At 72.3% G+C, this 19,608-nt stretch carries 21 protein-coding genes and 2 tRNA genes; 15 read left to right on the top strand and 8 right to left on the bottom strand.

The features are described 5' to 3' along the window. Positions 1 to 12: 12 nt before the first annotated feature. Positions 13 to 1,389 carry a biotin carboxylase N-terminal domain-containing protein gene (locus AB0873_RS00210; RefSeq protein ID WP_155333302.1) on the top strand — a complete coding sequence of 459 codons (1,377 nt, stop codon included), beginning with the start codon at positions 13 to 15 and terminating at the stop codon, positions 1,387 to 1,389. A 121-nt stretch (positions 1,390 to 1,510) separates the two neighbouring features. Here the strand turns inward: AB0873_RS00210 and AB0873_RS00205 are convergent, their stop codons facing one another. From AB0873_RS00205 to AB0873_RS00175, 7 genes are all read right to left on the bottom strand, one after another. After that, positions 1,511 to 1,897, bottom strand: coding sequence for a SchA/CurD-like domain-containing protein (locus AB0873_RS00205; protein ID WP_366597729.1), 387 nt, complete (start codon positions 1,895 to 1,897; stop codon positions 1,511 to 1,513). After that, a complete protein-coding gene (gene fabG / locus AB0873_RS00200; protein ID WP_366597727.1) occupies positions 1,897 to 2,631 on the bottom strand; it encodes a 3-oxoacyl-ACP reductase FabG in 735 nt (244 codons plus the stop codon). Before fabG ends, AB0873_RS00205 begins: the two co-directional genes overlap by 1 nt. 43 nt (positions 2,632 to 2,674) lie before the next feature. Further along, entirely contained in the window at positions 2,675 to 3,013 is a 339-nt protein-coding gene (locus AB0873_RS00195) for an antibiotic biosynthesis monooxygenase family protein (RefSeq protein WP_366597726.1), read from the bottom strand. After that, positions 3,013 to 3,738, bottom strand: a complete 726-nt coding sequence (locus AB0873_RS00190; protein ID WP_366597724.1) for a 3-oxoacyl-ACP reductase family protein — start codon at positions 3,736 to 3,738, stop codon at positions 3,013 to 3,015. The genes AB0873_RS00195 and AB0873_RS00190 overlap by 1 nt, the downstream gene beginning before the upstream one ends. Positions 3,739 to 3,758: 20 nt before the next feature. Further along, complete coding sequence (locus AB0873_RS00185) at positions 3,759 to 4,238, bottom strand: DUF1772 domain-containing protein (RefSeq protein WP_366597722.1); 480 nt, start codon at positions 4,236 to 4,238, stop codon at positions 3,759 to 3,761. Positions 4,239 to 4,281: 43 nt separating this feature from the next. After that, on the bottom strand, positions 4,282 to 4,536 hold the full coding sequence (locus AB0873_RS00180; protein ID WP_155333298.1) for an acyl carrier protein: 255 nt from the start codon (positions 4,534 to 4,536) through the stop codon (positions 4,282 to 4,284). A 97-nt stretch (positions 4,537 to 4,633) separates the two neighbouring features. After that, positions 4,634 to 6,187 (bottom strand): peptide MFS transporter, encoded by a 1,554-nt coding sequence (locus AB0873_RS00175; RefSeq protein ID WP_366597720.1) that lies wholly within the window; start codon positions 6,185 to 6,187, stop codon positions 4,634 to 4,636. Between the two features lie 321 nt (positions 6,188 to 6,508). Here AB0873_RS00175 and AB0873_RS00170 point away from each other — a divergent pair, with 321 nt between their 5' ends. The 4 genes from AB0873_RS00170 (at position 6,509) to AB0873_RS00155 (ending at position 9,987) form a co-directional block, all read left to right on the top strand. Then, positions 6,509 to 7,105 (top strand): PadR family transcriptional regulator, encoded by a 597-nt coding sequence (locus AB0873_RS00170; RefSeq protein WP_366597718.1) that lies wholly within the window; start codon positions 6,509 to 6,511, stop codon positions 7,103 to 7,105. 184 nt (positions 7,106 to 7,289) lie between these two features. Beyond that, positions 7,290 to 8,513: an FAD-dependent monooxygenase gene (locus tag AB0873_RS00165; protein WP_155333295.1), complete on the top strand. Its 1,224-nt coding sequence runs from the start codon at positions 7,290 to 7,292 to the stop codon at positions 8,511 to 8,513. Positions 8,514 to 8,631: 118 nt separating this feature from the next. Then, positions 8,632 to 9,105 carry a toxin-antitoxin system HicB family antitoxin gene (locus AB0873_RS00160; RefSeq protein ID WP_366597716.1) on the top strand — a complete coding sequence of 158 codons (474 nt, stop codon included), beginning with the start codon at positions 8,632 to 8,634 and terminating at the stop codon, positions 9,103 to 9,105. A gap of 66 nt (positions 9,106 to 9,171) precedes the next feature. Continuing rightward, complete coding sequence (locus AB0873_RS00155; RefSeq protein ID WP_366597714.1) at positions 9,172 to 9,987, top strand: DUF4097 family beta strand repeat-containing protein; 816 nt, start codon at positions 9,172 to 9,174, stop codon at positions 9,985 to 9,987. Between the two features lie 79 nt (positions 9,988 to 10,066). Here AB0873_RS00155 and AB0873_RS00150 read toward each other — a convergent pair whose 3' ends face one another. Continuing rightward, positions 10,067 to 10,312, bottom strand: a complete 246-nt coding sequence (locus AB0873_RS00150) for a DUF6458 family protein (RefSeq protein ID WP_155333292.1) — start codon at positions 10,310 to 10,312, stop codon at positions 10,067 to 10,069. 151 nt (positions 10,313 to 10,463) lie between these two features. Here AB0873_RS00150 and AB0873_RS00145 point away from each other — a divergent pair. The 10 genes from AB0873_RS00145 (at position 10,464) to ccsA (ending at position 19,603) form a co-directional block, all read left to right on the top strand. Further along, positions 10,464 to 10,536: transfer RNA gene (locus tag AB0873_RS00145), tRNA-Gly, on the top strand. Positions 10,537 to 10,579: 43 nt separating this feature from the next. Next, positions 10,580 to 10,654 (top strand) — tRNA-Val (locus AB0873_RS00140). Between the two features lie 377 nt (positions 10,655 to 11,031). Further along, positions 11,032 to 11,409: a c-type cytochrome gene (locus AB0873_RS00135; protein WP_196255737.1), complete on the top strand. Its 378-nt coding sequence runs from the start codon at positions 11,032 to 11,034 to the stop codon at positions 11,407 to 11,409. A 37-nt stretch (positions 11,410 to 11,446) separates the two neighbouring features. Beyond that, a complete protein-coding gene (locus tag AB0873_RS00130) occupies positions 11,447 to 12,277 on the top strand; it encodes a c-type cytochrome (protein WP_366597712.1) in 831 nt (276 codons plus the stop codon). After that, positions 12,274 to 13,101 carry a Rieske (2Fe-2S) protein gene (locus tag AB0873_RS00125; RefSeq protein WP_366597710.1) on the top strand — a complete coding sequence of 276 codons (828 nt, stop codon included), beginning with the start codon at positions 12,274 to 12,276 and terminating at the stop codon, positions 13,099 to 13,101. The genes AB0873_RS00130 and AB0873_RS00125 overlap by 4 nt, the downstream gene beginning before the upstream one ends. Continuing rightward, positions 13,098 to 14,804, top strand: coding sequence for a ubiquinol-cytochrome c reductase cytochrome b subunit (locus tag AB0873_RS00120; RefSeq protein WP_366597708.1), 1,707 nt, complete (start codon positions 13,098 to 13,100; stop codon positions 14,802 to 14,804). The genes AB0873_RS00125 and AB0873_RS00120 overlap by 4 nt, the downstream gene beginning before the upstream one ends. Next, a complete protein-coding gene (coxB, locus tag AB0873_RS00115) occupies positions 14,797 to 15,813 on the top strand; it encodes a cytochrome c oxidase subunit II (protein WP_366597706.1) in 1,017 nt (338 codons plus the stop codon). Before AB0873_RS00120 ends, coxB begins: the two co-directional genes overlap by 8 nt. 8 nt (positions 15,814 to 15,821) lie before the next feature. Further along, entirely contained in the window at positions 15,822 to 18,329 is a 2,508-nt protein-coding gene (locus AB0873_RS00110; protein ID WP_366597704.1) for a cbb3-type cytochrome c oxidase subunit I, read from the top strand. 8 nt (positions 18,330 to 18,337) lie between these two features. Next, positions 18,338 to 18,712, top strand: a complete 375-nt coding sequence (locus AB0873_RS00105) for a hypothetical protein (protein ID WP_366597702.1) — start codon at positions 18,338 to 18,340, stop codon at positions 18,710 to 18,712. A gap of 138 nt (positions 18,713 to 18,850) precedes the next feature. Further along, positions 18,851 to 19,603: a cytochrome c biogenesis protein CcsA gene (ccsA, locus tag AB0873_RS00100; RefSeq protein ID WP_366597700.1), complete on the top strand. Its 753-nt coding sequence runs from the start codon at positions 18,851 to 18,853 to the stop codon at positions 19,601 to 19,603. Positions 19,604 to 19,608: the final 5 nt, after the last annotated feature.

Below are 19,608 nucleotides of genomic sequence, written 5' to 3'. Positions count from 1 at the left end.
GAGGTAGGACACGTGTTCTCCACCGTGCTGATCGCGAACCGGGGCGAGATCGCCCTTCGGGTCGCCCGGACCTGCCGGGAGATGGGCATCCGCACCGTAGCGGTCTGCTCCGACAGCGACCGCGACTCGGCCATCGCCCGGTACGCCGACAGGTGCGTCCGGATCGGCCCGTCGGCGGCCCGGCTCAGCTACCTGAACCCCGCCGCCATCGTCACCGCCGCGCTCCAGAGCGGTGCCGAGGCGGTACACCCCGGCTACGGGTTCCTCTCCGAGGACCCGGACTTCGCGGAGATCTGCGAGGCGAACGGGCTCACGTTCGTCGGCCCGCCGGCCGCGCTGCTGCGCCGCCTCGGGGACAAGGCGCAGGCCCGTGAGATCGCCCGGGCGGCCGGCCTGCCGGTGCTGCCCGGCAGTTCCCGTTCGCCCGCCTCGCTGGAGGAGGCGCGGGAGGTCGCCGCGCTCATCGGGTACCCGGTCATCATCAAGGCGACGGCGGGCGGCGGCGGCCGGGGGATGACCGTGGTCCGTGACCCGCGCGAGTTCGGTCGATCCTGGGCCCGGCTGCGGGCGGTCGCCCAGGCGACCTTCAACGACCCCCGCCTCTACCTGGAGAAGTTCCTGGAGAACGCCCGGCACGTCGAGGTGCAGGTGCTGGGCGACGGCAACGGCGACGTCATCCACCTCGGGGAGCGCGACTGTTCGGTGCAGCGGCGCCGCCAGAAGCTGATCGAGGAGACACCGGCGCCGGGCCTGCCCGGCGAGCTGGCCGACCGGATCCGCGCCGCGGCGGTGCACGCCGCCCGCGAGGTGCGCTACGCCGGCGCCGGCACGTACGAGTTCCTCGTCGGCGACGACGGCGACTTCGTCTTCATGGAGGTCAACTGCCGGATCCAGGTCGAGCACCCGGTCACCGAGCAGGTGACCGGCATCGACCTGGTCCGCGAGCAGCTGCGGGTGGCCGCCGGGTACGGGCTGTCGGTCACCCAGGAGGACGTGCAGCCGCGGGGGGTGGCCATCGAGGTGCGGGTCAACGCCGAGGACCCGGAGCGGGGCTTCCTGCCCACGCCGGGGGTGCTCGACGAGTTCCTGCCGCCGAGCGGGCCGTTCGTCCGGGTGGACACCCACGGCTTCCCGGGCTTCCGGGTCACCGCCGACTACGACCCGCTGCTCGCCAAGGTGACCGTGTGGGCGCCGGACCGGCGCCAGGCGATCGAGCGGGTCGACCGGGCGCTGGCCGAGTTCCGGGTGACCGGTCGCGGGGTGCACACCACTCGCGACTTCCTCCGCCGGGTGGTGGCGAACCCGGTCTTCCGGGCCGCGAAGCACACCACCGGCCTGGTCGACGAGCTGGCCGTCGAGGACGCCGAGCGGCTGCGCCTCGCCGGCTGACGACGAGAGCGAAGGCCCCGTCCGTGGTGGACGGGGCCTTCGTCGTACGCGGCCGGACCTTCGTCGTACGCGCGGACGCGGCGGCCCGGAACCGTCCGGTCCGCCGCGTCCGTCGGTGCGGTCAGTTCGGCTGTGGCGGGACGTACTCCTCGCGGGAGAGCTGCGAGATGCACCGCATGGTGGCGTTGCGGAAGTACGTCTGGAAGCCCTCGGTGGTCTTCGTGTCCCGCTGCTCGGCGAGGTACGGGGCGAGCTTGCTCTCCAGCGAGTGCACACCCTGCTGCTTCGCCATGTGCCGGCCGATGGCGGCGAAGTCGCCCCGGTAGTGGATGACCCGCACCATCAGGTCGTCCCGGATGAACACCGCGGTGCCGAGCAGTTCGCCCACCTCGGTGCCGTCCTCGTCGCGCAGCACCGGCGAGTCCACCCGCCGGAAGTTCGCGAAGATCTCCGCGATCTCGTCCTCGTGACCGGGCCTGACCCGGTAGGTGATGGCGGCGTACGGCATCAGATTCCTCCGTCCACGTGCAGGATGCTCCCGCTGACGTAGCGGGACTGGTCACCGACGAGGAAGAGCACCGGCCCCGCCACCTCGTCGGGTTCGCCCAGCCGGCGCAGCGCGGTCATCCCCTTGATCAGCTCGGCGACCGGTGGCGGTGGCCCGCCGCCGGGTTCGGTGACGATCACACCCGGGGCCACCGTGTTCACCCGGACGCCCCGGTCGCCGACCTCCCGGGCCACCGAGCGGGTCAGCCCGACCAGCGCCGACTTCGACGCCGCGTAGTGGGCGCTGTGCGGCCGTCCGCGCAGCGCGGCCGACGCGCCGACGAGGACGACCGAACCGCCGTCGACGATCAGCGGCAGCGCCGCCTTCGTCACCAGGAACGCGGCGGTCAGGTTGATGTCGACCACCCGTGCCCACTCCTCGGGCGTCAGCTCCTCCAGGGACGCCCGCCCGTCGACCCCGGCGTTGTTCACCACGGCGTCCAGGCCGCCGAGCGTCTCCCGGCAGACCTCCACCAGGCGGGTGACGTCCTGCTCGTCGGTGACGTCCGCCTGGACGACCCGGTGGCCGGCGCCCTCCTTCTCCAGCTCCCGGGCGAACTCCTCGGCGTGCTCGCGGTCGTGGCCGTAGCACACCACCAGGCGGGCGCCGGCCCGGGCGGCGGCCAGCGCGGTGGTGCGGCCGATGCCGCGCGTACCACCGGTGATCAGGATCCGTTTCGCGGCGAGCGAACCCACGTCGGTGCCTCCCTTCGTCGTGCCGTGGTGGGGACGGCCCGGCTCACCGGGCCGCCGCCGCGCCGGTCATCCCGTACACGACGCGCATGGTCGTCATCGACCCTCCGGACCGGTACGGGTGCAGCTTGGTGCGGTGCTGCACGTGCGCCTCGCTGTGCTCGAACTCGCGGAAGCGCGGCTCGTCGACCCAGTCGCTGACCACGTAGTAGACCGATTCCTCCTCGGCGCTGCGGGACAGCCAGTGCCCGAGGTTCGCCGGGTGCTGGACGATGGTGCTGCCGACCTTGTGCCAGGTCTGCTCGAACTCCCGCTCCATGCCGGGGTGGATCTGCATCCGCAGCATGACGCGGAAGACCTCCGACCGGTCCTCGTCGGCGGCCATCAGATCCCCCCGTCGACGTTGATGGTCTCGCCGTTGACGAAGCTCGCGCTGTCGCTGGCGAGGAACCGGACCACGGAGGCGATCTCGTCGGCCTCGCCGAGGCGGCCGAGCGGGATCAGGTTCCGGTAGCGCTCCAGCACCGCCGGCGGCGTCTCGGCCTCGGTCTGCACCGGGCCGGGGGCCACCACGTTGACCCGGACGCCCTGGGGACCCAACTCCTTGGCGAGCGAGCGGGTGAGCCCGATCAGGCCGGACTTGGCGGCGGTGTAGTGGGCGCGCAGCGGGATGCCGACGGTCGCCACCCGGGAGCCGACGTTGACCACCGACGCGCCCGCGCCGAGCAGCGGCAGCGCCGCCTGGATCACCCGGGCGGCGGCGGTCAGGTTGCTGTCGACGACCGACCGGAACTCGTCCAGGGGGAGCTTGGCGAACGGCACGTGGCTGATCACGCCCGCGTTGTTGACCACCGCGTCGAGGCGCCCGAACCGCAGCCGGGCCTCCTCGATCAGCGCGGCGACGTCCTCGGCCTTGGTGACGTCGGCCCGGACCACGTGGTGGGTACCGGGGGTGGCCTTGAGTTCCTCGACGAGGCTGCCGACCGCCTCGCTCTCCGTCCGGTAGCAGGTCACGACGTCGGCTCCGGCGCGGGCGAAGGACAGTACGATCGCCCGCCCGATGCCCCGGCTGCCGCCGGTCACCAGCACTTTCTTCCCGGCAACGTCCACGGTGTCTCCTTCCCAGGGTTTCAGGGGCTCGCCGTGGCGCCGAGCAGCACCGCCACGGCGCTCACGTTCACGACGAACGCCAGCACGGCCAGCGCCGTGCGCAGCAGGTTCCAGTTCCGCCAGCGGACCCGCGGGTCCGCCCGCGCCCAGTCGGCGGGCGGGCGTTGCGGGTCGAGCGACATGACGTACCGGTTGATCGGCACGTTCTTCACGACCGAGATCGCCATGACCACCACCAGCAGGGCGCCGGCGGTGCCGAACAGCGCCCGGCCGGTGGGGTCGTCGACGGTGGCGACGAGCACCAGGTCCAGGACGCAGGCCGCCGCGTTCAGCGCCGGCATGAGCGGGTCGTACCGCTTCCAGAGGAACTGCACGGTCCCGACGTACGTCTGGTACGGCACGGCCAGCGTCATCGGTGCCAGGCCGATGACGGTGGAGACCATGACCCCCACCGCCACGCCGTTGGCCACCAGGGCGACGGCCACCAGCAGGGGTGTCACGTCGACCCACCGGATCCGGGGCCGACCGGCCGTACGGTCACCGTCACGGCACCACCACGTGCCGGTTGACGTAGTCGACGAGGCGGGCCGGGGTGGTCAGCTCCGTCACGTCGTCCTCGCGGACCTTCACGCCGTACTCCTGCTCGATGCGGGCGGTCAGCTCCAGCACCGCGAGCGAGTCGTACCCCAGGTCCTGGAACTCCAGGTCCCCGACGTCGCCGTCGAGGTCGATCGACTCGTCGACGCCGGCGCTCTCGCGCAGCAGACGCCGTACGTCATCGAGATTGATCTTCGTCACCACTGACCCCTTCCGTGCCCGGCCGGCCCGGTCCGGGCCGGCTCCAAGGTTTGCGGCTGGACGTCGAGACTCCGTGGAGGCCCGCTGGGGCCGCCCGTCACTGCTGGCCCGCGGGGCGGGCGGCGCGCGGCGCCGGCACCGGCGCGGCCGGGCGCGGCGCGTCGTCCACGAACGGCGCGTTCAGCCGGCGGCGGAAGGCCACGAACAGGGCGCCGATCGCGAGCGCGACCACGGCGAGCGAGAGGTAGTACACCGGCCCGGAGAGCACGTCGATCAGCGCGCCCACCTGGGCGCTCAGGCCGCCACCCAGCGCGGCGAAGAGCCAGTAGACCCCGATCGCCTGGCCCAGGAAGGCCCGCGGGACGAGGTCGGCGATGGCGCTGATGCTGACCGCCGCCACCACGATCTCGCCCAGGGCGTGCAGCAGGTAGACCGAGAGCAGCCAGAGCGGCGAGACCCGGTCCCCGCCGGCCGCGAGCGCCGACGCCGCGGTCATCACCAGGAAGCTGACCCCGGCGAGCAGGAGACCGAAGGCGAACTTGTCGGGTACGGCGACCCGCGCGCCGAGCCGGGTCAGCTGCCAGGCGATCAGCGGCGCGAGCAGCAGCATGAACAGCGGGGTGGCGCCCTGCAACCAGCTCGCCGGGAAGGTGAAGCCGAGGACGGTGCGGTCGGTGGAGTCCTTGGCGAACAGGGTCAGCACCGAGCCGTCCTGCCCGGCCAGCAGCCAGAAGATGGTGGCGGCCAGCATCAGCCGCAGCATCACCGACAGGCGCCACCGGTCGTTCCCGGTCAGCTCCGGGTTGCGGCGCAGCCGCCGGTACGCGCCCCACGGCGCGGCGATGAGCAGCAGGCCGACGATCCCGAGCGCGGCCTGCGGCGGGACCACGCCGGCGCTCAGGCCGACGACCAGCAGCAGCACGAGCACGCCGACGACCGGGAGCACGCGGTGCAGCAGGGTCCGGCGTTCGGCCGGGGACAGCGGGCGGGACCGCTGGGCGCCCGCCGCGCCGAGGGCGCGTCGTCCGGCGGCCGTGGTGAGCACGCCGACCGCGACGACGACGCCGATCGTGGCGAAGGCGAGCCGCCAGCTCACCCGCTCGCCGATCCCGCCGACGACCAGCGGTGCCAGCAGGCCGATCGCCTGGATGCCGACGAAGAACGCGGCCAGCGTGGCCTCGCGCCGCCCCGGGGTGCCGGCGAGCATGTTGACCAGCGCCTGGTGGTTGGGCTTGAACAGTCCGAAGCCGGCGGAGATGAACAGCAGGCCGAACAGGGTCAGCGGGGACGGCGGCAGCGCGAGGGTGAAGCAGCCGAGGGAGATCAGGGCGAGCCCGGCCACCATCGCGCGCTGCTGGCCCAGCACCCGGTCGGCGAGCCAGCCACCGGGCAGCGCGAACATGAACGTGATGCCGATGAAGGCGCCGAACAGGGCGGCGCCGCTGCCCGCGCTCAGGCCCAGCCCGCCCTGGTCGGTCGGGGCGACCGCGTACAGCACCAGGACGGCCTGCATGCCGTAGAAGCCGAACCGCTCCCACAGCTCGGCCACGAACAGGCTGCGGAACCATCCGCTGGTGAACAGTCGGTCGGTCGGGTCGGTGCGGGGCGGCGCGACGGCCGCCGCGGCGGGGGACCTGGTCGTGTCCACCATGGGAGGTCACCTCCGGCTCGGGCGAATGGGGCCTGGGGCCTGCGTCGAAGGTCCGGCGCGGTGGGCCGGTCACTTCGGGTCCGGCCGTAGCGTCGGGCAGCCGTGTCGCGCCCGGATCGAGCGTCGCTGGACCCGGGCTCGCGTTTCGTCCGCGCGGACCGGGCACCGGTCGAGCGGTCGTGCGTCGTGCGGACGGGGGTCGAGCCGCCGTCCGTCGGCCGGCCCCAGACTGTCGATCACTGTCCGCATCCCGACGACCGCGATTGGTTGACATCGAATGGTCGATCCTGGATAGTCGATATCGACCTTTAGGAGTGCTCAGTGGAGCGACGTCGTCGCGTGCCGAACCCGTTGGCGCTGGCCGTTCTCGCCTGGCTGCTCCTGGAGCCGATGCACCCCTACGAGCTGGGGCGCCGGCTCCAGCAGAGCGGCAAGGACCGACACATCAAGTTCACCCGGAGCTCGCTCTACATGGTGGTCGAGCAGCTCACCAGGGCGGGCTTCATCGTCGAGCGGGAGACGGTGCGCGACGGCCAGCGGCCGGAGCGCACGGTCTACGAGATCACCGACGAGGGTCGTCACGAGTTCCACGACTGGCTGCGCGCACTGCTGGCGCAGCCGCGGGAGGAGTACCCGCACTTCGCCGTCGCGCTGTCGCTGCTGAGTCTGCTCCCGCCCGACGACGTCGTCGAGGTGCTGCGGAAGCGGCTAACGGCGCTGACCGTCAAGATCGACGAGAGCCGGGCGGCCACCGAGGACGCTCTCACCCGGGGCGTCGAGTGGTACTTCCTGGTCGAGGAGCGGTACGCACTGGCGCTGATGGAAGCGGAGAGCGCGTTCGTCACGGAGTTGATCCAGTCGCTCACCGCGCCGGGCTACGTGAAGTCCTGGCAGGAGGCCATGGGCGGTCGGGCATGACGGCCGCGCCGGGTGTGCGGGTGCCGGCCGCATCCCGCCCCGACATCTCTTTGACGTCATGCAGACGTCAAAATTTGCTTGACTGACGTCACTGCTGATGTCATCGTGAAGTCACGCACCGGAACCAGTCGTTCAAAGCGCCGGGTTACCTGAAGTCCTGGCCGGAGACCATGGGGAGTCGTACATGACAGCCGCGAAGAGGGCGCTGGTCATCGGGGGCGGCGTCGCCGGCCCGGTGGCCGCGATGGCGCTGCGCAAGGCCGGCATCGAGGCAACGGTCTACGAGGCCTACCCTTCGGTGGCCGACGGCATCGGTGTCACGCTGACGCTCGCCCCCAACGGAGTGGAGGCGATGCGCCTGGTCGGCGCCGACGACGCCGTCCGGTCCATCGGCCTCCCGATGAACCGCACGGTGGTCAGCGACGGCTACGGGGTGCGCATCGGCGAGTTCCCGCACGTCTCGGTCCAGCCGACCACGCTCGGTCTGTGGCGGGACGAGCTCTCCCGGGTGCTGCACGACCGGGCGGAGGCCCAGGGCGTGCGCATCGAGTACGGCAAGCGCCTGGTCGACGCCCAGGAGACCGCGGACGGGGTCGTGGCCCACTTCGAGGACGGCACCACCGCCACCGGCGACGTGCTGGTCGGCTGCGACGGGGTGCGCTCCCGGGTGCGTACGCTGATCGACCCGAACGCGCCGCGCCCCGAGGTGATGCCGCTGCTCAACTTCGGCGCCGCCGCCGACTACGCGGTGCCGGACGCCGACCCGGACTCGATGTACTTCGTCTTCGGCAAGAAGGCGTTCTTCGGGTACTGGGTGCAGCCCGACGGCCGGACGGCCTGGTTCGCCAACGTGCCGGACAAGCGCCCGATGACGTACGCAAAGGCCAACGAGATCGCGGCGTCGCAGTGGCTGCGCGAGTTGCGTGCCACCTTCGCCGACGACGTGCCGGCCCGGCAGGTGGTCGAGCACACCAGCCCGGAGGCCCTGGTCTCGATCGGGTCGATCGAGAGCATGCCGTCGGTCCCGCACTGGTACCGGGGCCGCATGGTGCTGGTCGGTGACGCGGTGCACGCGCCGTCGCCGAGTTCCGGTCAGGGTGCCTCGATGGCCACCGAGAGCGCTGTCCAGGTGGCCCGCTGCCTGCGGGACTTCGACGACCTGCCGAGCGCCTTCGCCGCGTACGAGAAGCTGCGCCGCGAGCGGGTCGAGAAGATCATCCTGCGCGGCAAGCGCACCACGAACAGCAAGACGGTGGGCTCGTTCGCCAAGACCATGATGCGGATCATGATGCCGCTCGCGCTGAAGACCTTCCTCAACCCGGAGAAGACCCTCGGCCCCGAGCAGCGTTACCGCATCGACTGGGACGCCCCGGTGACGTCCGAGGTGCAGGTGCCCGTCCGGGCCTGAGCACGGCGGGGCGGCGGGGCGGTCGGTGGGCACCGGCCGCCCCGCCGATGTCCGGCCTGACGTCATTATGACGTCAGAATTCCTTGACTGACGTCGTCAATGACGTCATCATGGTGTCATGAACCTCGCACCGTACCTCGCCGACCTCGACGCCGCTCTCGCCCGCACGGGGGCCGCCGGGGACGACGAGACCCGCCGCACCGCCGCACTGCTGGCCGCCGCGCTCGAACCCGCGGCCCGGCTGGCGCTGCTCACCGCCCTGTCCGACCTCGCCGCCGAGGTCACCGACCGGCTGGCGGGGCCGGTCGTGGAGGTCCGGCTCGACGGCCGCGACGTCGCCGTCGTCGTCACCGACCTCCCGGAACCTGACGAGTCCGCCCCCGAGCCGGCGGCGCTGGAGGTGTCGGGGGAGACCAGCCGGGTCACCCTGCGGCTGCCGGAGGAGCTGAAGATCCGGGCGGAGGAGGCCGCCGGCGCGCAGGGCGTCTCGCTCAACACCTGGCTCGTCCGGTCCGTGCAGGAGTCGCTGGAGCGGCGTGGCCGCCGCTCCGGCCTCGTCCGCAGCCGGATCAGCGGCTGGGTCGTCGGCTGACCCGCACGACCACCGTCCCACCGACCACGCGCCGCATCGCCGCCCAGACGAAGGAAAGGGTCCGCCATGGCCGACATCGACTCCACCGTCCGCATCGAATCGTTCAACTGCCCCGGGCCGGCCGACATCCAGGTCCACCTCGGCACCGGCGAGGTCCTGGTGGAGCTGATGGACACCGACGCCGTCACCGTCGCGGTGTCGCCGGCGTCCGGTGACACGCCGGCCGACGCGATCGCCGACGTGCTGCGTGGCACGACGGTCCACTTCACCCGCGGCCGGCTGGTCGTGCAGCCGCCCCGCCGGCGCCTGCGGCCGGTGCCGGTACGGGTCGTCGTCCGGGCCCGGCCGGGCTCGAAGATCCAGCTGACCGGCAGCGACGCCCAGTTCACCGTCAGCGGCCGGGCCGGTTCGCTCGAACTCCAGGCCAGCGGCGGCGGCCTCACCGCCGACCGGGTCGACGGCAAATGCAAGATCCGGAACGGGGACGGGTCGCTGCGGCTCGCCGAGAGCGGTGGCCAGCTCGACGCCCGCATCGGGCAGGGGCATGTCGAGATCGGCCACATCAGCGGCGGCGGCGCCCGGCTCACCACCGGCAGCGGCACCGTGAGCATCGGAACCGTCGAGGCCGACCTGTCCCTCACCACCGGGGCCAACCGCGTCGCCATCGCCGAGGCGGTCGCCGGCCGGATCCAGGTCCGCACCGGGCCGGGCTCCATCCGGGTGGGTGTCCGCCCGGGCGTCACCGCCCGCGTCGACCTGTCCAGCCGCAGCGGTACGACCCGCAGCGACCTGCCGGTCAGCCAGACCGCGAGCGGCAGCTCGGCCCTGCGGATCGAGGCGGCCAGCACCAGCGGCGATGTTCTCGTGACCACCGCATCCTGACCGCACCCGGGCACCCGGGCACCCGGGCACCCGGCCACCGTCGCGGGTGGCCGGGTGCCCGGGTGGCAGGGGGTCTGGCTCAGAGCGGCGGGGCGATGTCGCGCCGCTCCTCCACCCGCCGGTACTCGACCGGCTCCTCGCTGGTGCTGACGACCGTCCGCCGGCGGCGGCCCCACACGAGCGTCGTCATGATCAGGCCGAGCACGCCGGCGGCCATCAGGATCCAGCCGACCACGTCGAGGTCGATGCCGGCCAGCGTGGCGTCCAGGGCGAAGGTGAGGATCGCGCCGAGCGCGAGCAGGAAGATGCTGGTGCCGATACCCACGACAGCCTCCTTCTTCGGGATGTGGTGCGCTGTCGACCGTGCTCTGTACCCGGAGCGCGACCTGCGCAACCACACCCGGAGCGGGGTGGCCGTCGGGCGATCTTGGCCATCGGGTAGAGTGAACCCCGTTGCCGGGGTGATCCGGCGACACGCGGACGTAGCGCAGCTGGTAGCGCATCACCTTGCCAAGGTGAGGGTCGCGGGTTCGAATCCCGTCGTCCGCTCGCGAACCGCCCGCCCGCTGAACCGGGTCGGGATGGGCGCCACGGGCGATTGGCGCAGTGGGAGCGCGCTTCCTTGACACGGAAGAGGTCACTGGTTCAAACCCAGTATCGCCCACCATAGGTAGCCTCGGGGTTATTGCACGGGGTGACCCCACCTCGAGCCGGGCATCTGCCCGGTTGTCATCGCGATCGATCCGCACCAGGCGTCCTGGACGCCGCAGCGGTCGACGCTCGGCTCCAGCCGCTGGCGTCACCGGTCCCGCACCGATATGGACCGTCAGTCGCGGTGCCCGGTCGATCCGGCGCTGTCACCAGGATCCCGGGGGAGTCTGGTGCGTTCGCCCGCCGGCTCAATTCGCTGGCCTATACGATGGCGTCAATCATCCGTTTCCTCATGTTTGTCCATATGCGGGCCCTCTCGTGCCGTGTCCGGACCGAACCGAGCTTGTGCCCCCGGGTTCCACCAGGATCGGAACAGCCTTAGGTGGTGTGGAGGTGAAACGACGACTGGCGCTGGCTCTGGCGGCGACGCTCGTCCCCGGAGCGGGTGGATGCGCCACCGTGCCACCCACGCCGCCGCCCGAGGTGGTCGAGGGTGACGTCGAGCGCGGTGCCCGACTGATCGAGTACTACGGCTGCGGAACCTGTCACGCCGTGCCGGGCGTCCCCGGTGCCGACGGCCGGGTGGGCCCGCCGCTAACGGGGATCGGCGCCCGCGCCTACGTCGGTGGGCGGCTGACCAACAACGCCATCAACATGCAGCGATGGATTCGGAACCCGCAGGAGGTGGACCCGGGCACGGCGATGCCGAACCTGGGCGTGACGGAGGCCGATGCCCTGGACCTCACGGCCTTCCTGTTCACGCTCGAATGACGTCTCTGTCCGTCCTGTACTCCGGAAGGAGGGTCCGGTGCCGGCCACCGCGTGGGGCAGGTCTCCGTTCCGGCGCGCAGCGCGGGTCGGCCGACTGGCCGCCGTCGCCGCCTGCCTGCTCCACCTGCTCCCGGTGGTCCCGACCGCAGCGCCGACGGCTCCGTCACCGGGATCATCGATGGCGGCGGCCCACGCCGCGCCGTCGCCGCCGGACCTCGGCCGGGGCGCGTCCCTGTACTTTCGGGACTGCGCCGGCTGCCACGGGCAGCGGGGCGGCGGCACTCCGAAGGGGCCGGCGATCGCCGGGGCCGGTGCAGCATCGGTGGACTTCCAGGTCAGCACGGGCCGGATGCCGCCGGCGTCCCCACGGGACGTGGACCGCCGGGCAGACCCGGTCTACGGCCCGGAGGAGATCGACGCGCTCGTTCGCTACGTCGCCGGTTTCGGTGACGGACCACCGATCCCGGCGGTCGAGCCCGGCGACGTCTCCGTTGGCCAGGCGCTGTACCTGGCCAACTGCGCCACCTGCCACTCGGCTACCGGGGCGGGCGGGGCGCTCTCCGGCGGCCGCACGGCGCCGGCTCTGTTCGAGGCGACAGCCGTCCAGGTCGCGGAGGCGATCCGGGTGGGACCCGGTGCGATGCCGGCGTACCCCGAGTCCCTGCTCGACGATCGGGAACTGAACGCACTCGTCACCTACGTGGAGGTGCTGCAGAACAAGCGGCAGGACGTCGATCCCGGTGGGCTGGCTCTGGGCCGGATCGGCCCGCTGTACGAGGGTGCCGTCGGGCTCGTCGCCGCGGCGCTGCTCTTCGTGTTGCTGGCCCGCTGGCTGGCCCGGCGCGCGCCCCAGGGCAGCCGTCGATGAGCGCTGGTCGGGGTACCGGCCCGGTGGCCGTCCTGTTCGGGCTCGCCGCCGTCGCGGCGGCCGGCTTCGCCGCGGCGTACGTTCTGGACGCCGGGACCCAGTGGCTGGGCGTCACACTGGGCCTGGCGATCGTCTCGCTGGCCCACGGGCTGGCGGTCTGGGCTCGCCGGCTCCTGCCCTCCGGCGGGTACGTCGAGACGAATCCCGAGCTGGCGACCCGGTCGCGCATCCTTCCGGTTCCGGTGATCCACGAGGAGTCCCCCGCGTCGCACCCCGGGCTGCGCCGCCTGCTTCTCCTCGCCGTCGGCACGCTGGGCCTCGCCGCGTTGTTTCCGCTCCGCTCGCTGGTGGGTCCACGCTTCAGCGGCCCCGTCGAGGAACTGCGGGCCACCCCGTGGCGAGCGGGGCGCCGGTTGGTGGACACCCGAAACGAGCCGGTACGGCCGGACGACGTGGGTCCCGACAGCATCGTCGTCACCTATCCGCAGGACCACCGGGAAGCGCCCGGAGCGCCGGTGTTCGTCGTCCGGCTCGACCCGGCGGCTCCCGCCACCGACCCGGCCGGCATCGACGGGCTGGTGGCCTACTCCCTGTTGTGCACGCATGCCGGCTGCCCGGTGGGGCAGTACGAGCCGGACGTCGGCCGGGTGTTCTGCCCGTGCCATCAGTCGGCGTTCGACCTTCGGGCCGGGGCCCGTCCGGTCAGCGGGCCGGCCGCCCGTCCGTTGCCGTCGTTGCCGCTCAGGGTCGACGCCGACGGCTACCTGAGCGCCGCCGGCGAACTCAGCTCGCCGCCCGGCCCCGGGTACTGGAGCCGGCCGTGATCGCCCCCCGACTGGTCCGCGCGGTGGATTCGCGCCTCGGCGCCCGGCCCCTGGCGCGCAAGGCACTGACCAAGGTGTTCCCGGACCACTGGTCGTTCATGCTCGGCGAGATCGCGCTGTACTCGTTCGCGGTGCTCGTGCTCACCGGTGTGTTCCTCACCCTCTTCTTCGTCCCCAGCAGCGCCGAGACGACGTACCGGGGCAACTACGCCCCGCTGGACGGCGAGCGGGTGCCCGCGGCCTTCGCGTCCACCGTGGCGCTCAGTTTTGACATACCGGCTGGGCTGCTCATGCGGCAGACCCATCACTGGGCCGCGCTGATCTTCGTGGCCGCGGTCGTCGCGCACCTGCTGCGCATCTTCTTCACCGGGGCGTTCCGCCGTCCCCGGGACGTGAACTGGCTCGTGGGGGTGACCCTGCTCGCGCTGGTTCTGCTCACCGCCTTCATCGGCTACTCGATGTCCGAGGACCTCCTCTCCGGCACCGGTGTGCGGATCGCCTACTCGGTCGTCCTGTCGATCCCGGTGGTCGGCGGGTGGCTGGCCTTCCTGCTGTTCGGCGGCGAGTACCCCAGTGATCTCCTGGTGCCGCGCTTCTTCATCGCGCACGTGCTGCTGATACCGGCGGCGCTGGTCGGTCTCATCTCCCTGCACATGGCGATCCTGGTGCGGCAGCGCCACACCCAGTTCCCGGGCCCCGGCCACACCGAGCGCAACACGGTCGGCTCCCGTCTGTGGCCCGGCTACGCCGCCCGGACGGTCGCCCTGTTCGGCTACGTGGCCGGCACCGCCGTCATCCTGGGTGGGCTGGTGCAGATCAACCCGATCTGGATCTACGGCCCGTACGACCCGGCCCAGGCCACCACCCCGGCCGCGGCCGACTGGTACCTCGCGTGGGCCGACGGGTTCCTCCGCCTGTCACCGCCGATGGAGTTCCGGATCTTCGGGCACCTGGTGCCGTCGCAGTTCCCGCCGGGCCTCGCCCTCGCGGTGGCGCTTGTCGGGCTGTACGCGTGGCCGCTGCTGGACGCACGGCTGACCCGTGACCGTGCGCCGCACCACCTGCTCGACCGACCGCGCGACCACCCGGTGCGCGTCGGCGTCGGTGTGGCCGCGCTGACCGCCGTCGGCGTGTTGACGGCGGCCGGGAACAACGACGTCATCGCGTACATGCTGGACGCGCCCGTCACGACAGTCACGTCGGTCCTGCGGATTCTGCTGCTGACCCTGCCGTGGGTGACCGGCGCGGCGGCGTACTGGATCGCCAGGGGGTTGCGGGACCGGCCGGGCGAGAAACTCGGCTCGCTGAGCTGGGCCGAGGTGCGGTCGTCGGCGCACGTGGCGTCCCGGTTCGGCCGTCGCATGCCACCCGGTGCGGGTCCCGTTGTGCCCGATGACGCCCACGTGGAGCTGTGGCAGCGGGCCGAGGAAGGGTGGCGGTGGCGATACGTCGAGCAGCGGGGCGCCGTCAGCCTGATCAGTACCGACTCCTTCCCCGACCGACAGTCCGCCGTCACCGCCGCCACCACCGCGTACCCGGGGGTGAGCGTCGAAGAGGTGTCCGCGCCCCCGGCTGTCGGGGCGGCTTCGCAGCGCCGAGGCCTGCTGGACGGTCTGGTGGGGACCGTCGGGCTGGTCGCTCTGTTCGTGATCGGGCGCCGGCGGCGCCACCGGGACGAACGGGAGGAGGTCCGGATTGACTGAGATCCCGACGGGCAGCCGACCGCTGTTCCGGCTCGGCGCGGTGCTCGCGGTGGCGGCCCTCGCGCTCACGGCGTGCGGCCCCGACCAGTCGATGCTGTCTCCGGTGGGCGCCGACGCCGGTCGCGCCGCCGGGCTGTGGTGGTTGATGTTCTGGCTCGGCGCTGGCATCTGGGTCGTCGTGACCGCCGCGACGCTGTACGCGCTCTACCGCCGCCAGCCGGGCCGGCACGACCCGCTGGCCGGACGGCGCTGGGAGAACACCCCCCTGATCTGGGGCGGGATCGTGCTGCCCAGCATCGTGCTCGTCGTTCTCACCGGAGCGACCGTCGACGCGATGCGGCACGCCGATCCCCCTGCGGCGGCCGAGGCCACGGTCGTGCAGGTGATCGGACACCAGTGGTGGTGGGAGGTGCGGTACCCGGAGCGCAACGTGGTCACGGCCAACGAGGTGCACGTGCCGGCCGGCCGGCCGGTACGGCTGGAACTCCGCACCGCCGACGTCATCCACAGCTTCTGGGTGCCGGCGCTCGCCGGAAAGATCGACCTGATCCCGGGCCGGTCGAACACAGTGTGGATCAACACGGACCGGCCGGGCGTCTACGAGGGCCAGTGCGCCGAGTTCTGCGGCCTGCAGCACGCCAAGATGCGGTTCCGGGTCGTGGTGGACGACGAGCCGAGATTCCAGGAGTGGCTCGCCGCGCAGGGCGAGTCGGCCGCCGAGCCGGCCGACGCGCTGGCCGCTCGGGGCCGGCAGGTGTTCCTGTCCGCGTCCTGCGTCTACTGCCACACCATCCGGGGGACCGCCACGGTCAGCGCGATCGGACCCGACCTGACCCACCTGGCCAGCCGGGACACCTTGGCCGCCGGCATCATCCCGAACACGAAGGGGCACCTGGGCGGTTGGATCGTCGACCCGCAACAGGTCAAGCCGGGAGCGCGGATGCCGAACAACTACCTGCCGCCCGACGACCTCCAGGCGCTGCTCGCCTACCTCGGGTCTCTCGAGTAGGAGCCGACGTGTCCCTCACCCACGGCGTCCCGGGCGCCGCCACCGGCGGCCGGCCCGACTTCGTCGACCGGTGGCGTAACCCACGCGGCATCTGGGGCGGCCTGGCGGTGGTCAGCCACAAACCGGTGGGCAGCCGGTTCATGGTCACGGCGGGGGTGTTCTTCCTCGTCGGCGGCGTCGAGGCGCTGCTGATGCGCGTCCAGCTCGCCCGGCCCGAGAACGACTTCCTCGACGCCGAGACCTACAACGACCTGTTCACCATGCACGGCACCACGATGATGTTCCTGTTCGTGGTGCCGTTCATCGAGGGCCTGGCCAACTACCTGCTACCGGTCCAGCTCGGTGCCCGCGACCAGCCGTTTCCCCGGTTCAACGCGTTCAACTACTGGTGCTACCTGTTCGGCGGTGTGCTGCTGTACAGCAGCTTCGCCGCCGCGGCCGTACCGGATACGGGATGGTTCGCCTACGTGCCGCTGAGCAGCGACCCCTACTCGCCGGGTCCGGCGATGGACTTCTGGTTGTGGGGGCTGGCGCTCGTCGAGGTGTCCGGCATCGGTGCCGCGGTGGAGATCCTGGTGCTGACGCTGCGGATGCGGGCACCCGGCATGTCGCTGGCCCGGATGCCGGTGTTCGCCTGGGCGATGCTGACGGCGTCCGCGCTGATCGTCCTCGCGTTCACGCCGCTGCTGGTCGCGACGGGGATGCTGGAGATGGACCGGCTGCTCGGTGCCACGATCTTCGTGGCCGAGAAGGACGGCAGCCCGCTGCTGTGGCAGCACCTGTTCTGGATCTTCGGTCATCCGGAGGTCTACATCATGTTCCTGCCCGCGGCCGGACTGGTGTCACAGGTGGTGCAGGTGCACGCCCGCCAGCGGCTGGTCGGCTACCCGTTCGTGGTGCTCGCCTTCGTGCTGACGGCGGTCATCAGTCTCGGCCTGTGGGTCCACCACATGTTCACCACCGGGCTGCCACCGCTGACCATGAGCTTCTTCACCGCCGCGAGCATGACGATCGCGATCGCCAGCGGAATCCAGGTCCTGGCCTGGGTGGCGACGATCTGGCTGGGCCGGCCGCGGTTCACGGTGGCGATGATGTTCGTCGTCGGGTTCATCGTGACCTTCGTCGCCGGCGGCATCACCGGTGTGATGGTCGCGTCGGTGCCGTTCGACCAGCAGGTGCACGACACCTACTTCGTCGTGGCCCACTTCCACTACGTACTCATCGGTGGCGTGCTGTTTCCGCTCTTCGCGGCCCTGTACCACTGGCTGCCGAAGATGACCGGCCGGCAACTGCACCACCGGCCGGGCGTGGTCGTGTTCGCGCTGGTGTTCGTCGGCTTCCATCTGACGTTCTTCCCGATGCACATGTCCGGCATGTGGGGCATGGTCAGGCGGGTCTACACCTACGAGCCGGACCTGGGCATCGGAGGTCTCAACCTGCTGTCCACCGTGGGCGCGTTCCTGTTGGCGGCCGGCGTGCTGGTGTTCGTCGTCGACCTCGCCGTCGCCTGGCGTCGCGGGGACCCCGCGGGCAGCGACACCTGGGCGGGCGACGGCCTGGAGTGGTCCGTCCCGTCGCCGCCGCCGTCGGAGAACTTCCCCCGGATCCCGGTGGTCGGCAGCCGCTACCCGCTCTGGCAGAGGGAGCGCGACCGACCCGACCGGGACGACCGGATCCGCGCCTTCGACCGGGCGCCGGCGGAGTTCCGGGCCAGCCCGACGACCAGCGTTCTGCTGGCCGAGCCGGAGGCCGTCGTACACCTGCCGAGCCCCACCCGCTGGCCCCTCGTCCCGGCGCTGGGACTGGCGGCGACCGCCGCCGCCCTGATCGCCCAGGCGTACCCGCTCGCGGTGGCAGCTCTGGTGGTCGTCGCCATCGGCGTCGCCGGCTGGTTGCGCCGCAACGAGGCCGATCGGTGGCCGGAACGGGCGGGGGTACGCGTCGGCGGCCTGGCCGTGGACGTGCACGGCGTTCAGGCGATCGGCTGGTGGGGGGCGATGGCCACGATCGCCGTGCTGGCCACCGCCGGTGGCACCATCCTGGCCTCGTACCACTTCCTCCAGGTCAACGCCGCCACCTGGCCGCCGGCGCCGACCCAGCGGCCGGCCGCGGTGCTGCCGGTCGTCCTGCTCGCGGCCCTCGTCCTGGCCGCCGGTGGTGCTCTCTGGCTGAGCACGCGCGCCCGGATACACCGGCGGGCGACGCTGGCCGGGCTCGCGGGCGTGACGGTGGTCGGTGTGGTGGCCGGGGCGTTGACTGTCGCGGTGTACGCCGCCGCGCCACCCGAGCCCTCCCGGCACGCCTACGACTCGATGGTGCTCCTCGTGCTGGTGTTCCAGGCGGCGCTGGTGCTGGTCGCGCTGGTGGCGACCGGGCTCGCGTACCTGCGGGCGGTGGCGGGTGGGCCTCCCGGGCGCCTCCGGTTGCTCCTGCAGGTGGCGGCCGGCTACTGGTCGCTCACCGCGGCATGGTGGGCGCTGGCTGCCGGATCCCTGTCCATCGCACTGGTCGGTTAGGAGGTGCCGTGCGGCAGGACCGGCGCGACGCGTGGGCCATCGCCTTCGTCCTGCTCGGGCCGGCCGTGGCCTGGCTGGTCGCGCTGGCGGCGAGCTACGCCGTGGCGGATGTCAGCTGCTACCTGCGCAACGGCGGGCGGGGGGTGAGCGCCGCCGTTCCCGTCACGATCCTCGCTCTCAACGCCGTGCTGGCCGTGGTGCCCCTGGTCGCGGGGTGGGTGGCGGTGCGGCTCTGGCGAGGCGGCCGGCGCGGCCGGCGCGGCGTCGCCGGCGCGGAGCTGGCCCGGTTCGCCGGGGCCGTGGGCCTGGGCCTCGCGGCGATCTTCCTGTTGGGTCTGGTCCTGCTCGCGGTCAACCCGCTGGTCTTCTGGAACTGCGGCTGAGCCCGGCGTGCCGGTGCGGTGCGGTCGGCGGCGGCGACACCCCGTGGTGCCCACGGGTGAGGTTTGACGAAATGCCTCCTTTGTGGCTTCTGTTAAGCCATCCTGGACCGGATGCGTCCACTGGGGGAGAGGGTAGCCATGGTTGACCTGCACCGCGCTCTCGGCCTTGGCGCGGTCGGCGCGGCGGTGACCGCCGCCGTCCTGGTGGCCGTCGCCCCGGCGGACGTGGTGCAGGGCGAGTCGCAGAGGTTGATGTACGTCCACGTTCCGGCGGCCTGGACGGCGTACCTCGCCTTCACCGGCCTGCTGGTGACGAGCGTGGCGTACCTGCGGACCGGGCGGCGGCGGTGGGACCACTGGGCCGCGTCCTGCGCCGAACTCGGCGTCGGCATGATGGCGCTGGCTGTTGCGCTGGGCAGCATCTGGGGCCGGGTAACCTGGGGCGTCTGGTGGACCTGGGACGCCCGGCTCGTGTCAGCGGCGGCGCTCCTGCTCGTCTACATCGGCTACCTCGCCGTCCGCGAGCTGGGCGTCGACCGGGATCGCCGCGCCCGTCGCGCCGCCGTGCTCGGCGTACTCGCCTTCGTCATGCTGCCGCTGGTGCACTTCTCCGTGATCTGGTGGCGCACCCTGCACCAACCACCGACGCTGCTCGGGCCCGATCCGACGCCCCCGATCGCCGCGTCGATGGCGTTCGCCCTGGCCGGTGCGACGCTCGCCTTCACCCTCGCCGGTGCCTGGGTCGTCACCCGCCGCGTCTCCCGCCTCACCACGACCGCCGCCGGCACGACGCCAACGGCTCCCCGGCCGGCAGCGGTCGCCGCGACGCCGGCGGCCACGAGCGGGCCCGACGCTCCGAGCGCCGACCAGCGTACGCAGGTGCCGGCATGACCGCC

It is taken from the genome of Micromonospora sp. NPDC047707 (assembly GCF_040704235.1).
Taxonomy (GTDB): domain Bacteria; phylum Actinomycetota; class Actinomycetes; order Mycobacteriales; family Micromonosporaceae; genus Micromonospora.
The sequence above is the reverse complement of the archived record's forward strand: the minus strand, read 5'-3'. Positions and strand labels throughout refer to the sequence as shown.